10 protein-coding genes are annotated in these 15,044 nt (G+C 59.8%); 1 reads left to right on the forward strand and 9 read right to left on the reverse strand.

The window, feature by feature from the left end; translation table 11 throughout:
- From AC11W3_RS18900 to AC11W3_RS18915, 4 genes are all read right to left on the reverse strand, one after another.
- A partial coding sequence (locus AC11W3_RS18900; RefSeq protein ID WP_484093539.1) for an alginate export family protein occupies positions 1-1,274 on the reverse strand: 1,274 nt, incomplete at its 3' end.
- 14 nt (positions 1,275-1,288) lie between these two features.
- Entirely contained in the window at positions 1,289-3,097 is a 1,809-nt protein-coding gene (locus AC11W3_RS18905) for an amidohydrolase (protein ID WP_484091874.1), read from the reverse strand.
- Positions 3,098-3,116: 19 nt separating this feature from the next.
- Positions 3,117-3,680 carry an antibiotic biosynthesis monooxygenase gene (locus AC11W3_RS18910; protein WP_484091875.1) on the reverse strand — a complete coding sequence of 188 codons (564 nt, stop codon included), beginning with the start codon at positions 3,678-3,680 and terminating at the stop codon, positions 3,117-3,119.
- Between the two features lie 71 nt (positions 3,681-3,751).
- Positions 3,752-4,432 carry a hydrolase gene (locus tag AC11W3_RS18915; protein ID WP_484091876.1) on the reverse strand — a complete coding sequence of 227 codons (681 nt, stop codon included), beginning with the start codon at positions 4,430-4,432 and terminating at the stop codon, positions 3,752-3,754.
- 480 nt (positions 4,433-4,912) lie between these two features.
- Here AC11W3_RS18915 and AC11W3_RS18920 point away from each other — a divergent pair, with 480 nt between their 5' ends.
- Positions 4,913-6,184, forward strand: a complete 1,272-nt coding sequence (locus tag AC11W3_RS18920) for an Hsp70 family protein (RefSeq protein WP_484091877.1) — start codon at positions 4,913-4,915, stop codon at positions 6,182-6,184.
- 111 nt (positions 6,185-6,295) lie between these two features.
- Here the strand turns inward: AC11W3_RS18920 and AC11W3_RS18925 are convergent, their stop codons facing one another.
- The 5 genes from AC11W3_RS18925 to AC11W3_RS18945 all read right to left on the reverse strand — a co-directional run.
- A complete protein-coding gene (locus AC11W3_RS18925; RefSeq protein WP_484091878.1) occupies positions 6,296-8,278 on the reverse strand; it encodes a hybrid sensor histidine kinase/response regulator in 1,983 nt (660 codons plus the stop codon).
- 14 nt (positions 8,279-8,292) lie between these two features.
- Entirely contained in the window at positions 8,293-9,558 is a 1,266-nt protein-coding gene (locus AC11W3_RS18930; protein ID WP_484091879.1) for a sensor histidine kinase, read from the reverse strand.
- Positions 9,551-10,666, reverse strand: coding sequence for a response regulator (locus tag AC11W3_RS18935; protein WP_484091880.1), 1,116 nt, complete (start codon positions 10,664-10,666; stop codon positions 9,551-9,553). Before AC11W3_RS18935 ends, AC11W3_RS18930 begins: the two co-directional genes overlap by 8 nt.
- Positions 10,659-13,310, reverse strand: coding sequence for a CHASE domain-containing protein (locus tag AC11W3_RS18940; RefSeq protein WP_484093540.1), 2,652 nt, complete (start codon positions 13,308-13,310; stop codon positions 10,659-10,661). Before AC11W3_RS18940 ends, AC11W3_RS18935 begins: the two co-directional genes overlap by 8 nt.
- Positions 13,307-15,044, reverse strand: a 1,738-nt coding sequence (locus AC11W3_RS18945) for an ATP-binding protein (RefSeq protein WP_484093541.1), incomplete at its 5' end; no start/stop codon positions are given. The genes AC11W3_RS18940 and AC11W3_RS18945, both read right to left, overlap by 4 nt.

The raw sequence follows: 15,044 nt of genomic DNA on the forward strand, positions 1-15,044 counted from the left end.
ACTCCCTGCGGCTGACTCCCTATGTATCGAGCATTGCTGTTCCTGCCGGACCTGACCAGGGCGACTGCATTGTTGTAGATCCCATCGTGCGTACTTTCCCGCCAGAAGAAATCCCAGTTGACCGTGACAGTGAGATGGTTGTGGAAATGTAACTCGAGGGAGGGGTTGACGTTGATAAAGTTGGCCGGCCCGATGAGCCCGTTTTCGCTGAAATACGCACCTTTGGGGAAGAGGGGGTCGAAGGTCTGGAGCTCGGGACTGTTGGGATCTTTATCGCCGCTGGCGATATCCGCCCTGACTCCGAAGCGCGGACGGAGAGGCAGATCCTCGCTCGTGTATCCTGTGTCCGAAGCGGCGGTCCAGGCCCGGATGGCTGCGTTTCCGAAACTTCCCCACTGGTAGACGAGCTCTAAATTATAATCGACCGGTTTTTCCTCCCGCCATATCCGTGTCCCGATGGAGTGCCGCGTTTCATGGGCAGATCCCTGGTCGAACCTGATGTGGCCGCGATACGCCCCCAGGTAGTAAAAGTCCAGGTTGCCTTGAGACAGGAGCGGCAGGGGGAATACCGAGTATGCTCCCCACAGAGCCTGACTATTATCAGGCCCGTCATCAAAGACGTAGCGCTTGGTCTGCACCGGCTTCGTGGCAAAGGCATCGACCTTTAACTCATCGTTACGGTACATCGCCCGAAAGCCGTCGAAGCTCTGGCGAACATTGGGGCCTTCCCGGACTGAGACGAGACGCTGGGAGCCATAAGAGAGTTCCTGTCGTCCCGACCGCAGGGTAATGCTGTCACCCTCCCCGCCCCCGAGCTTCAGGTCGAGAAAGGCCTGGTGCAGATCGAGTTCATCCTTATCGGTGGGACGCGGCCCTCCGCGGCGACCGTTCTCCAGGCTGCTCTGGAACTGGCTGAAGAGGCGGGCATTATCTCCGAGATGCAGATCGCCATGAAGAAAGTAGCGCTGGAGGAAGTAGCCATCGTCATCCTGCGGCCCGGATCCCCAGTTGAAATTGTTGAAGTACTCGTACCGTTCCCGTGCTTCGCCACCGAAGGAGAGATACCAGTTCCCCAAATCGTTGAACGGGAGGTACTTCACCGGATCCCAAAAATCCGTGCGCCTGTTTTTGTCATGCAAAAAGGTGTAATCCTCATCCGCACGGTTTAGCAGATACTTCGGGGCGGAAGGCTTCGAATCCTGACCTTCCGCCCCGCTGCCGCACAGCATCATCACACCACAAGCGGCCACTGTCAGCAGGCATGACCTGATCATTTCACCTCCCTCGTTCAGAAAGCGAAGCAGTCGCAGCCGATCCCCCACAGCCTGGAGTCCTTCGGTGACCATACCCGCCTGTGGCTGTGGCAGGCGCATTCCGAATGGGCAAGGGTTCCAGTCGTTGAGGCACTGTGGTAACCGCCATACCGGCCAACCGGCGACCAGTCAGGAGTTACCGGCAGAGGTGGCGGTGCCAGGCCGCCGAACGCTCCCCCCGCGTAGACGATGTTCCCGCCCACCACCGTCAGCACCGACTCGATTCCGCGAATCTCCTCTTCCGGAACGGTAAGGTAGTCCGACGAGAGGACCGCCAGGTCGGCGAGTTGCCCCGGGACGATCATTCCCTTCTTCCCCTCCTCTCCGGAGAACCAGGAGCTTCCGACGGTGTACAAGCGCAGCGCAGTGAGCCGGTCGAGACAGTTGTCCTCAGGGTAAAGCCGCAATCCGCCGACGGTCCGGCCGGCGACGAGCCAGTACAGCGAGACCCACGGGTTGTAACTGGCCACCCTGGTCGCATCGGTACCGACACCGATGGGAATCCCCATCTCCATTATCCTTTTGAAGGGTGGAGAGTGCTCGGTAGCCTCCTTGCCGTACATCTCCCTGAAGTATTCCCCCTGGAAGGCCATCCGGTCCTGAATGGCAATGCCGCCGCCCAGGGCTTTCACCCGCTCCAGGTTTCCCGGGGTGATCGTCTCCGCGTGGTCGAAGAACCAGCGCAGGCCATCGAAGGGAATGGCGCGGTTGACACCTTCGAAGACATCGAGGAATCGGGAGATGGATTCGTCATAGGTTGCATGAAGACGGAAGGGCCAGCGGTTCTCAACCAGCAGGCTGATAACCTGAGAAAGCTCCCGCTCCATAACCGGCACCAGGTCCGGCCGCGGCTCGAGGAAATCCTCGAAATCGGCAGCAGAGAAGACCAGCATCTCCCCTGCTCCATTCATGCGGAAGAAGTCGTTTCCCTTGCCTGGCGAGGTCATCTGCAGCCACTTAGCGAAATCGTCGCGTTCGCCCTTCGGGTGCTGAGTGAACAGGTTGTACGCGATGCGCAGGGTAAGCTCACCGTTGGCTGCCAATTCCTCGATCACCTTGTAGTCGTCGGGATAGTTCTGGAACCCGCCACCTGCGTCGATGGCGCTGGTCAGCCCGAGCCGGTTCAGTTCGCGCATGAAGTGGCGGGTTGAGTTAACCTGGTCTTCGAAGGGGAGTGTGGGGCCCTTAGCCAGGCTGGCGTAGAGGAGCATGGCGTTCGGCTTGGCTATCAGGAGGCCGGTCGGGTTTCCCGTTTTGTCCCGCTGAATCTCCGCTCCGGGCGGGTTCGGCGTCTCCCGGTCATACCCCATGACCCGCAGCGCTGCGCGGTTCACGATGGCCCGGTCATACAGGTGCAGGACGAAGACCGGCGTATCGGGTGCCGCCGCGTTGATTTCTTCAAGAGTCGGCATGCGACGCTCGGCGAACTGGAACTCCGTCCAGCCACCGATAACCCGTACCCACTGAGGAGAAGGCGTGCGTCTGGCCTGCTCCCGCAACATGGCGAGTGCATCAGCCAGTGAGGGCACGCCGTCCCAACGAAGCTCCATGTTGTAATTGAGCCCGCCCCGGATGACATGAATGTGGGAATCGTTGAGACCGGGGATGACACGGCGACCTTTCAGATCGATCCTTTTCGTCGTGTCACTGCCACTGTTGATGAGTTCCTCGCCGCCAACTGCGGTGATCCGTCCGCCAGTCATGGCGACGGCAGTTACTTCCGGATTAGTCTCGTCTAGCGTTGAAATCTTCCCGTTGTGGATAATCAATTCAGGTATGCTCATGGGATTTCCTCCCGTGTTGCTAGTGCAGCCACGACCTCAGGATCTTCACCAGCGCCGGCATGACTGCCCACGTCAATATGATTACGATCCCCACTGCCATGCACAAGGACTGCAGCCAAGGGTGGAAGGTCCCCACCACCGGGTGCAACAGCCAGGGCACCAACATACTCACCGGCCAAACTCCCAATGCAGTAACGATAGCCATCTTCCAACGAGGCGGTTGAGTCGCCCCCGCTCGCCCGGGGAGAGAGAACCAGGCTTCAAGTCCCGTCAACTCCTGGCGCACCGGCCCGCCTTCCGTCAACTTCGCAATCTTTTGCTCCCACTGCTTGAAAATTGCTGACTGGTAAAAACGGTCGCGAGCCTCCGCGTTGCTGAATCTGCGCACGATCCCATATTCACGGGAGGGGCTTCCCGCGGCAGGTCGGACAACATGCACCCCCAGTTGCCCCTCGGTCTCAAAAGACGCCGCGATGAAATCGTGCAATGCGGATTCGAATTGCTGTTCGAGCCCCGGTTTCGCAGTACGAAGCGTCAGCACCGCAACCTGCTCGGAGCACCGGGGTTTCGAGTTGTCGCTCATTTAGCACCCGATCAATGCAAAGGGGGCGAGATTTCGCTGCCCCCTTTCCGGTCAGCTACTGGATACCGTGGCTATTTCCCCAATTCCTTCTGTGCTTCGCTGGCATGTTCTCCAAGCATCGCCTTGGCGTAGTTGATACCCAGACCGTAGCCGCCCGCGTGCTCTTTCGCCACGCTCATCACGGCATTGTAGGTTTCCTGGCGAGCCCAGTCGCGCTGCCACTCGAGCAGCACCTGCAACCACGTTACCGGCACCGCACCGGCTTGGATCATTCTCTGTACGGCCATTTCATGTGCCTCGACGGTGACCCCGGCCGAGGCGTCGGTAACGATGTAGACCTCGAAACCGTCATCGAGAGCGGAAAGTGCCGCCGTCGCCAGGCAGACCTCGGTCCAAAGGGCGGCCATCACCAGTTTCCTTCGATCCGTCTGCCTGACTGCTTCCACAACCTTCGGATCTTCCCATGAATTCATGGTCGTCCGATCGATAGGGTTGTACTCGGGGAAGACCTCCTGGACATTTGAAAATATGGGGCCGCTGAAGCTCTTCGCGGCGACGGTGGTAAGGACAGTCGGCACGTTGAAGATCCTGGCGGATTTAGCCAGGCCGGTTACGTTGTTGACCAGGAGTTGCACGTCAATGGAATGTGATGCAAACGCCATCTGGGGCTGGTGGTCTATGAGGAGCACCATCGAATTCTGTGGAGTTAACAGCCGCGAACTTGGTCCGCCTTTTCCTATATTCGTTGCCATGATTGCGATCTCCTTTCTTTCCGGAATAGCTGCCAGTGATTCGGCCGTCGCCCTGAAGCGTTTTTAAGGAGAGGGCTTCTCTGCGGCGACTCCGTTTCATCTGTGATTATACTCGTCCCGCACGGGGATGGTTCATACAGATTTGTATATCGAGGTATGCGGAACGGTTATACCAGCGGAGGACCGAAAGGCAGGGGGGGGGGCAGTAGCGCCCCGCGATTTGCCTGGGGGTGAGGCTTTGCAGGAGAGCTTGAGGCAACTCGACAGCTTTCGCCGGATATAAGAGCTTGCATCGCCCCTCCCCTTTCTGCTAAACAGAACGTATCCCTCAGCACCGGATCATCCTTCGCCACACCACCTGCTTGGCATTTCCTAATGTAGCTGGCAACAACGCTCAAATCCGTGACGCATCACTTTCACTTCCCTTGGCAGGGGCGGGTGTCTTGACACCCGCCCTTGCTGTTTTTATTCAGGAGTATCATGCAGATAGTATTCGGTATAGACTTCGGCACCACCAACTCGGCTCTTTCCATTTACAGAAACGGCAAGGTCGAAATCGCCAACATCGATGAATTCAACGGCAACGCCTCGCTCATGCGCTCGGTCCTCTACTTCAACGAGGACGATGAGATCTTTGCGGGGCAGGAGGCCATCAACAACTACGTCAACGAAGGCGCAGCCGGGCGGTTCATGCAGTCCATAAAGAACTTCTTGCCGAACAGGAGTTTCGAGGGGACAGAGGTCTTCGGCAAAAAGTATCTGATAGAGGATCTGGTCGCCATCATCCTCCGGAAGATCAAGGCGAAGGGCGAAGCGCTGGTCGGCTGCACCGTGGACACCGTGGTCCTGGGACGTCCGGTAGTCTTTTCGGAGGATCCCGAGAAGGATGCCCTGGCGCAGAGCCGGCTCGAGAAGGCGGCGCAGAAGGCCGGTTTCAGGAATATATTCTTCCAGTTCGAGCCGGTGGCAGCGGCGCTTTCCTACGAGGAATCACTCGCTGCAGGTGCTGAAAAGGTGGTCTTGATCGGTGACTTCGGCGGAGGCACTTCCGATTTCACGGTGATAAAGGTCAAAGGCGGCGACTTCGCCCGGTCGGACCGGCGCAGCGACGTCCTCTCTCTGGGGGGCGTCTACACCGCCGGTGACAAGTTCGATTCGCAGATCATGTGGGAAAAGATCGCCAAGTATTTCGGCCGCGGGGTCAAATACAAGGGGATGGGGAAGGACGAACTGTTCGACATCCCGCACAGCATCATATACACCCTCTGCCAGTGGCACAGGATTCCGCTGCTCAGGGCGAGGAAGACCAGGGAACAGATCAGGCTCATCAAGAATGCGGCCACTGACAGGAAGTCCATCGAGAACCTGGAGCACCTGATCAGTGACAACTACGGCTTCTTCCTCTTCCGATGCATCGAGAAAGCTAAGTGTGAACTGTCGCAGGTTGACTTGACGGAAGTCGCCTTCAAGGAAAGGGATCTCACGATCAACGAAGAGATAAGCAAGGAAGAGTTCGAAGCGATCAACGCCAACAATGTCGGTCAAATTGCCCACTGCATCGATGAAGTCATCGCCAGATCCGGGGTCACGCACGGGAAGATCGATACCGTCTTCCTCACCGGAGGAACCTCGCGAATCCCGTTTATCCGGAACCTTTTCGAAGAGCGGTTCGGCGCCGCCAAGCTGGAAAACAGGGATGCCTTTACCAGCGTAGTCCATGGGCTGGGTGCCAGCGTTCCGCTCTTTGTCTAAGGCGCCGCCCAAAAGCGGCGGCTGGGGCCGCCGCAGTCCCCCCTCGTTTTCCAGGCACATTTAAAGACTTTGGTTTGACGTAGGCAGCCGATATTTCTGCCCTTCTTTTATCTACTCACCTTCAGGGGGCTCTTGCTCCTGAACCCCTGGCCGGTTTTTGAGGATTTCCCCTATCACCTGTAAACTCTTCTCGAAGTCGATCGGTTTGGGGATAAAGGCATCCATGCCGGCGGCAAGACATTGTTGCTTGTCCTCCTCGGAGGCGTAGGCCGTCATGGCGACTATGGGGGTGTGGATGCCTCGTTCACGCTCCTTCTCCCGGATGATTCTGGTCGCCTCAAAGCCGTTGAGCGCCGGCATCTGGACATCCATCAGCACCAGATCGTATCCTCCCTTTTCCCACATTTCGACCGCAGTCCTGCCGTTTTCGGCGAAATCGACAGCGTAGTTCTCCATCCTGAGCATCCGTCCGAGAAATTCGCGGATGGTCGCATCGTCTTCGGCAAGAAGGAGACGCCGACCCCCTTCTTCCTCCGGGGCATAAGGTGCAGTTTCAGTCGACAGGGTTTCGGCCGCGGAGGGGGCGCCCCCATCCGGGCCTTTTGCCAAGGGGATGGTGAAAGTGAAGGTGCTTCCCACCCCCTCTTCACTCGTGAAACTGATTTCCCCTCCCATGCGTTCCACGATTTCCCTGCTGATGGCCAGCCCCAGGCCGGTTCCGCCGTACCTGCGGGAATGCGATTCGTCCACCTGACTGAAGTGGCGAAAGAGGAGTTCCTTCTTGTCGTCGGGAATGCCGATACCCGTATCGTCAACGGTGAAGGTAAAGTTCCGCTTACCGCCGGATGCGCTGCAGCCCGCGGAGACCCGGATCTCCACCTTTCCTTTTTTGGTGAACTTCACCGCATTGCCGGCCAGGTTCGTCAGGACCTGGCTGAGCCGTGCCTGGTCGCCGATCAGGGTCTGCGGCACATCGTCTGAAACCGTGAAACGGAAATCGAGTCCCTTGTTCTTCGTGACGGAAACAAGGATGTTGTACGTACCTTCCACGCACTCCCGTATAGAGAAAGGTTTTTCTTCTATCGTGAGCTTGCCCATCTCGATTTTTGACAGATCAAGGATGTCGTTGAGGATACGGAGCAGGGAACGGGCCGAGGTTCGGGCTGTTTCGATAAATTCCCGCTGCTCCGCTTCGAGGTTGCCGACCAGGGCGAGATCGAGCATGCCGAGGACGCCGGTCATCGGTGTGCGCAGTTCGTGGCTCATGTTGGCAAGGAACTGGCTCTTGGCCCGGTTGGCCACCTCGGCGGCCTCCTTTGCCAGGTGCAGCGCATCCTCGGCCTCCCTGCGTTCGGTGAGGTCGTCCACGAGAGCGATCAGATAGTCGGGATGTCCCTTGCCGTCGAGCGAAACGGACGAGGTGAGGCGGCTCCAGCGCTCCCCGTGCGGTGTCGACACGGAGGCTTCCCGCACCACGGTGCCCCCCTGCCCGCCGGCGATCCGTATCACTTCCTCCGCGTCGAACCGGGTGAACCATCTTTCCAGAGGTTTCCCCACCAGTTCGGCTTCCGCCACTCCGAGGAAATCCTGCAAGGGGACATTCGCCCGCAAGATCAGACCCTTCAATTCAAGATGCGCGATACCGAGCCCCGCCTGTTCAAAGGTGCCCCGGAAGCGGCGCTCGCTTTCGACCAATTGACGGCGCATCAAGATCGATTCAAGCGCATTGGCCAGGGTCAGGCGGACCTCCGTCTCGTTCCACGGTTTTTTGAAATAGTAGTAGATCCTGCTGCGATTTATGGCGGTGATCACCGCATCGATGTCGGAATAGCCGGTCAGGATCATGCGTGCGGTATCGGGATATTCAACCGCCACTTTTTCCAGCAATTCCGTCCCGGTCATACCGGGCATACGCTGGTCGGCGACGATCAGGGGGATATCGTAACGCGCCAGGAACTGGAACGCCTCGTCCGCTTTTTCCGTGATCAGCACATCGTAGGTGTCGCGCAAAAGGGCGCGGAATGCCACCAGGTTGGCGCGCTCGTCATCCACATAGAGGAGTTTCGGTCTGCTGTCCGCTAGTTCCTTGCTCACTTTGGTATCCTCGATCATGCGTCGACCTGCGGCAGCACCACCCGAAACAGGCTGCCGTGGCCCGCTTCGCTCTCCACCTCGATGCTGCCGCCATGGTCGCGGACGATGCCGTGGGCAATGGCCAGCCCCAGGCCGACCCCCTTGCCCACCTCCTTGGTGGTGAAAAAGGGCTGAAACAGGCGCGCCTTCACCTCCTCCGTCATCCCGGTTCCCGTATCGGAGATCTCCACCACCGCGCAAATGCGGCCCTGGCGCTCTTCCAGGCGGGTGGCGACACGGATGACCTCGTCGGCTCCCGGCCCGGGCTTGGCGAAGATCGCATCGACCGCGTTGGCGAGCAGATTCAGGAAGACCTGGTTGAGCTTGCCCGGCTGGCACAGCCAAGGGGGTAGCTCGCCGTAGCGCCGCTCGATGCCGATCCGATCCCGGTAGCGGCTGTGCAGGAGCATCAGGGCCGCATCGAGGCATTCATGCAGGTTGGCGCTCTTCTTCTCGGCCTCGTCCAGGCGGGAGAAGACCCGCAGCCCGGTGACGATCTCGGCGGCCCGGTTGGCGCCCAAGCAGGCGTTATCCACCAGCTCGTTCATGGTCTCGCGCAGTTCGGCGGGCTGATGTTCACTGCTCCAGCCGGCAATGCGTTCGACGACATCGGACACGGGCGCCTGCGGCAGTTGCTGGCAAAGGGCCATCAGCTCGTCGACCGGCGCCACGGTTTTTTTCAGCGCCTGGACGCTGGCGGCGATGAAATTGAGGGGGTTGTTGAGCTCATGGGCGATTCCGGCAGTCAACAGGCCCAGGGCAGCCATCTTTTCGGACTGCACGAGCTGCGTCTGGGCCAGCCTGAGATCGCGCATGGCCTTTTCAAGCTCCCTGTTTTTACCCTCCAGCTCACTGCGGACACGGGACAGGGCGAGATGGGTCTCCACCCGCGCCAGCACCTCCAGCGGCTGAAAGGGCTTGGTCACGTAGTCCACCCCCCCCTCTTCAAAGGCCCGCAGTTTGTCCGCCGTATCGACTGCCGCCGATACGAAGATCACCGGGATCCCGGCCGAGAGCGGGTCGGACTTGAGTGCGCGGCAGACCTCGTAACCGTTCATGGACGGCATGTTGATATCGAGCAGGATGATATCGGGCGGCTGATGCCGAACCGCCTTGAGCGCCATCTCGCCGCTGATGGCGGCGCGCACCGTGTACCCCCTTTCCTGGAGGATCGATTCAAGAAGCTGAAGATTGGCCGGGTTATCATCGACGACCAGGATCGTTCCTCTGATTTCAGCCATGGGGTTCTCCGCTTTGCGACCGCACATCCTCGTCTCTATAGGCATTCGATATCTTTGCGAAGGTATCCTTCAACTCGACAAAAGCCTGCAGTACGGCGGGGTCGAACTGCTCGGGACCGGTCCGGCCGTCTCCCGCGGTGATGATCTCCAGGGTGCGCTCATGACTGAATGCCGGTTTATAGACCCGCTCGCTGGTCAATGCATCGTAGACATCGGCCAGCGCCATCAGGCGCCCGGCAGGGGGGATCTCTTCACCCCGCATGCCGTAATAGCCCCTGCCGTCCCACCACTCGTGGTGGCTGTAGGCACATTCGCCCGCAAGCCTCAGAAATGACGACGCCGTGTCGATATGCATACCGGCCGTGATGCGGTCGATGACCTCACGCCCGTAGGTGGTGTGCCGCTTCATCTGCTCGAATTCGGGCTCCGTGAGCGGTCCCGGCTTGAGCAGGATATGGTCCGGGACACCGACCTTGCCGATATCGTGCAGTGGCGCGGAGTGGTACAGCAGGAGGATGGTCGTATCGTCGAAATACCCCTGAAAACGCGGATGATGTTTCAGCTGCTCCGCCAGGAGCTTCACATAGAGCTGGGTGCGCTTGATGTGCAACCCGGTTTCCGGATCCCGGTATTCAGCCAGGATGCCGAGGCCGTAAATGACGGCATCCCGGGTGAGGAGCAACTCCCGGGTCCTCTCCTGGACCATCTCCTCAAGATTCACCCGGTGACGTTTCAGCTCCAGGTGGGTCGCCACGCGGGCCAGCACCTCCAGCGGCTGGAAAGGTTTGGTGACGTAGTCCACCCCCCCCTCTTCGAAGGCGCGCAGCTTGTCGGCGGTATCCACGGCGGCCGATACGAAAATGACCGGAATGCTCACGCTGGCCGGGTCGGCTTTGAGCGCATGGCAGACCTCGAAACCATTCATTTCCGGCATGTTGATATCGAGAAGGACGAGGTCCGGCGCCTGAATCCGCACCGCCTTGAGCGCCATCTGGCCGCTGATGGCGGCGCGCACGGCGTAACCTTGTTCCTGGAGGATCGACTCGAGCAACTGGAGATTCGCCGGGGTATCGTCCACAATGAGAACCGTTCCCTTGCTTTCAGTCATGGTGCTCTCCCTCCGGCTCCGGAGCCGGCTGCCTTTGCCCGAACATCTCCTCTATCAGGTCGAAGCGATAGCTGTCGGCAAGGGTCCGCAACCGCTCCGCCACCCCCGGGGCACTTTCCGCGAAAGGCGCCATCAACTCCAGCAGGCCGGTCTTGTCGAGCCCCCTGGCAGCCGTGACCAACTCTTCGCACAGCTCCTGCGGCAGCTGGGCAAGCTCATGGGCGAGTTCGGCCGGAGTCGTCACGGTGACGGCAGTTTCTCCTTCCCCCTCTTCAGCATACTCGAACTCGAAGGGAAGGCACTTCACCACCTTTGCATACACTTCCTCTTCCCGCAGCGGCTTGCGCAGGAAGTCGCTGGCGCCCGCCGCCATGACCTCCTGGAACTGATCCTCCAACACGGAGGCCGACACGGCGATGATGGGCACCTGTTCCCCCTCCGGAAGGGCGCGGATGCGGCGGGTGGCTTCACGCCCGTCCATTACCGGCATGACCACGTCCATCAGCACCAGGTGCGGTTTTTGGGCCACGAACGCCTCCAGCCCGGCCAGGCCGTTAACTGCCTCGATCATGATACACCCAAGCGGGGCGAGCATCTTTACCAGGATTTCCCGGTTGGTATCGCGGTCATCCACCACCAGTATCCGGCAGGGAGGCTGGCCCGGCTTGAGCCGCATGATGCGGATCGGAGGCTCAGAAGATTGGGGGAGGGAGGCATCCGTGGCCTTCAGGACCGGTATGGCCAGATGAAAACAGGAACCGTGGCCGAGTTCACTGATGACGCCCAGATCTCCACCCATCAGGCGGGCGTATTCCCGGCAGATGGTCAGCCCCAGCCCGGTCCCCCCCTGATTCATCTGGCCACCCTCCGCCTGCTCGAAGGCATCGAAGATCCGCTCCATATCCTCGGGCGCTATGCCTTGCCCGCTGTCCTCGACCTCAACCTCAAGCCAATCCTGTCCGTCACGGTAAGTGGTGCGGCTGCGCAGGGAAACGCCCCCGTCCTCGGTGAATTTCAGGGCGTTGTCGATCAGGTTGGCGAGGATATGACCGATTTTTTCCGCATCCCCTGTCACGTAGCGCGCCATGGCGCCATCAGATTCGTGAATCAGCTGCAACTTCCTGGCAGCGGCCTTGGGAATGAACTCCTCGATCACATGGGCAATCAGGGCCGGCAGGTCAAAGGCGGTTTTTTCCAGGGAGATACGCCCCGCCCCGATCTTGGCCACCTCGATCACGTCGTTGATCAGGGCCAGGAGCTGTTCTCCCGAGCGGTTGACAATCTGCAGGTTATGCCGGTTTTCCTGGGAAAGAGCCGGATCGCGCATGGCAATCTGGCTGAAGCCGAGGATCGCGTTCAAGGGAGTACGGATCTCATGGCTCATGTTGGCAAGAAAGATGCTCTTGGCCCGGTTAGCCGCCTCTGCCTGCTCCTTGGAGAGGGAGAGCGCCTGCATGGCCGCTTCCAGTTGCTTGGTCCGGTCGATGACCCGCTCCTCCAGGTGGACATTCATCTCCCGGAGGTCCTTCTCGCTTGACCGCAGTTCCGCGGTACGCTCAAGGACCTGTACCTCCAGTTCCTGTCGCTTTGCATACAGGGTATGGAAATAGAGTCCCAGCAGCAGGCTCAAAAACGCTCCCGCAGGGAGGAGAGTCCAGTAGGCAAAAGGATAGTTCCGAGCCATGTACTCCCGGCTCGGTGTGAGGTTCACCCCCCATTCGCGCCCGCAAAAGTAGAATTCCCTCATGACAGCGGGAGCCTCCGGAACGAGATGGGCCCGCCATGAGCCGCCCCCCGTAACCCGGGGGGGCCAGTGATAGAGGAGTTGCCGCTCCTTGGGAGCGGAAAGATCGACCAGGTCAAAGGGAAGGCCGAGCGCCCCGGACTTGCCAAGCGCCGCAAAGAGGAGTCTTTCGATGTTGATAACCGCCACGGTAAAACCCTGAAGTGCCGTCCGCCGCTCCGCCACGGTCGTGGCTGGGAGCCCTTTGGCGAAGAGCGGATTGAACACCAGCACACTGTACTTGGGTTCACCACTTTGCACCAGCGTGATCCGTTCGGTAGCCGCCGCCTTGCCGGTATCCCTTGCCCGCTCCAATGCCGCGAGCCTGATAGGATTCGATCCCACGTCAAAGCCGATCGCCTTCATGTTTTCGCCCATGGGCTCGATATACCAGACCGGATAATAGAAATCCCGATTTCCCGCAGGAAGACGGTTTCCTTTACTGTCTCGCTCATAGACGAAGAACTCTTCGGCCAGGCCTTTACCCCCGAGATCTTCAAAATCCCCCCTTTGGGCCCGGGGAATGAGGGGATCCCAGGAAAGGGCCTTGATCTCGTCGCGCTCCTCCAGAAAAGGTTTTGAGAAGGTGGCGAATTCTTCGCGCGTTACCCGTTCGGATGCCGCAAAATAGTTGCGCAACGCCGTGACAACAAGCAGGCTGTCATCTATCTTGTTGATGATGGTTTCGGTCCGCTGGGAGGCATCGCTCTCCAGGCGGGTGCGGAATGAGTCGAGTTCAGCCTCCCGGACCAGCCAGAACAGCACGACGGTCAAGAAGAGACCTGTCAGCACGATCGCGAGAACGCCCCCATGAAATCGACGCCCCGTCCGGTTATTGGCGCCGGACCGATCAGAAGTCATCCCTTTTCTCCCTTGACAGATGGTGCTTGCACAAGCGCGTCTTCCAACAGGTCAAAACGATAGGCCTCCGCAAGTGAGCGGATACGGTCGGCAACGCCCGGCGTCTTCCCATCCAGGCGATTGATCACCGCCATGATACGTCCCTTGTCCAACTGCCTGGCTGCGCCGAGTAAATCCGCGCGTACGGCTTCCGGCAAGAGCGCCATTGCTTCGGCCATCCCCTCCGCCGACAGGGGCTCGCCCTCCGGCAAAGTTGAAGGAGCCTCCCCACCCTCGTACTCGAATTCGGCCGGGAGAAGACGGGCTACCTTTTCGAACAAATCATCTTCCCTCAGAGGTTTACGCAGATAATCGCTGGCGCCGGCCTGGATGATCTCCCGCATCTGTTCCTCGAACACGCTGGCCGAAACGGCAATGATCGGCACACCCCGTCCTTCGGGAAGGGCACGGATGCGCCTGATCGCCTCGCGGCCGTCCATGACCGGCATGACCACGTCCATCAGGACCAGGTGCGGAGCCTGGGCCACAAAGGCCTCCAGGCCGGCCTGTCCGTCTTGCGCCTCGATCATGGTGAACCCCAGCGGGGCAAGCATCTTCACCAGAATCTCCCGGTTGGTGTCGCGGTCGTCCACCACCAGCACCCGCCAGGGATGCTGCCCCGGCTTGAGCCGCACTATGCGGCGCTTGCGCCCCACGGATGGCTCCTCAGGGGGGTGCGCCGCCTCGTTGATCGGCAGGGCAAGGTGGAAAGAGGAGCCATGGCCCGGCTCACTCGTTACGGTCAAATCCCCGCCCATGAACCGGGCGTATTCACGGCTGATGGAGAGCCCCAGCCCTGTGCCGCTTTGGGATCTTTTGCCGATCTCGGACTGCTCGAAGGCATCAAAGACGCGCTGCAGGTCCTCCGGCGCGATACCGGGGCCGGTGTCCTCGACCTCCACCTCGAGCCAGGTGCGGTCATCCCGCTGACAGGTAGTGGCCCGCAGGAAGATCCCCCCCTTCTCGGTGAACTTGAGGGCGTTCCCAAGGAGGTTGATGATTATCTGGCGCAGTTTGCCGGCATCCCCCTCCACATAGCGCAGCATGCCCTGATGCAACTCGCGCTTAAGGTGCAGATCCTTTGCCTCGGCGCGGGGAGTAAACATGTCGGTCACATCCGCGAAGAGGCCCGGCAGGTCAAAAGGTGCCAGTTCCAGGACCGTGCGCCCCGATTCGATCTTGGCCATGTCGAGCACTTCGTTGATCAGGGTCAGCAGATGCTCCCCCGAACGACTGACGGTTTGGAGGTTGTGCCGGCTCTCCGGCGACAGGTTCGGATCGTGCAGTACGATCTGGCTGAATCCCAGGATTGCGTTGAGCGGCGTTCGGATTTCGTGGCTCATGTTGGCCAGGAAGACCGACTTGGCGCGGTTGGCGGCCTCAAGTTCGACGTTCTTCCGCTCGAGTTCGGCCGTCCGCTCGCGCACTTTCCGGTCAAGAGTTTCGTTGACGTTTCGAAGCTCCGCCTCCATCAACTTCATCGCCGTCACATCGGAGAGGACGACAATACGGGCATCCTGTCCCCAGTAATCGATGTCGTGCGACCTCGCAACGATCGAGATGATCGCCCCGTCGGCCTTCCGGTGATGCCACTCACCGACGTAGGCCTGCTCCTTAAGCCCAGCGACAACTTTTTCAACAATCTCCTTTTCGTTCTCGGGATAGAGGTCGGTCAGCAGGAGGGCAAGGGCTTCT

This window comes from Geomonas sp., assembly GCF_056994735.1.

Excerpts from the sequence above, each read along its gene's own strand:
- AC11W3_RS18905 (WP_484091874.1), bottom strand. The coding sequence starts at position 3,097 with ATGAGCATACCTGAATTGATTATCCACAACGGGAAGATTTCAACGCTA.
- AC11W3_RS18910 (WP_484091875.1), bottom strand. The coding sequence starts at position 3,680 with ATGAGCGACAACTCGAAACCCCGGTGCTCCGAGCAGGTTGCGGTGCTG.
- AC11W3_RS18915 (WP_484091876.1), bottom strand. The coding sequence starts at position 4,432 with ATGGCAACGAATATAGGAAAAGGCGGACCAAGTTCGCGGCTGTTAACT.
- AC11W3_RS18920 (WP_484091877.1), top strand. The coding sequence starts at position 4,913 with ATGCAGATAGTATTCGGTATAGACTTCGGCACCACCAACTCGGCTCTT.
- AC11W3_RS18930 (WP_484091879.1), bottom strand. The coding sequence starts at position 9,558 with ATGGCTGAAATCAGAGGAACGATCCTGGTCGTCGATGATAACCCGGCC.
- AC11W3_RS18935 (WP_484091880.1), bottom strand. The coding sequence starts at position 10,666 with ATGACTGAAAGCAAGGGAACGGTTCTCATTGTGGACGATACCCCGGCG.
- AC11W3_RS18940 (WP_484093540.1), bottom strand. The coding sequence starts at position 13,310 with ATGACTTCTGATCGGTCCGGCGCCAATAACCGGACGGGGCGTCGATTT.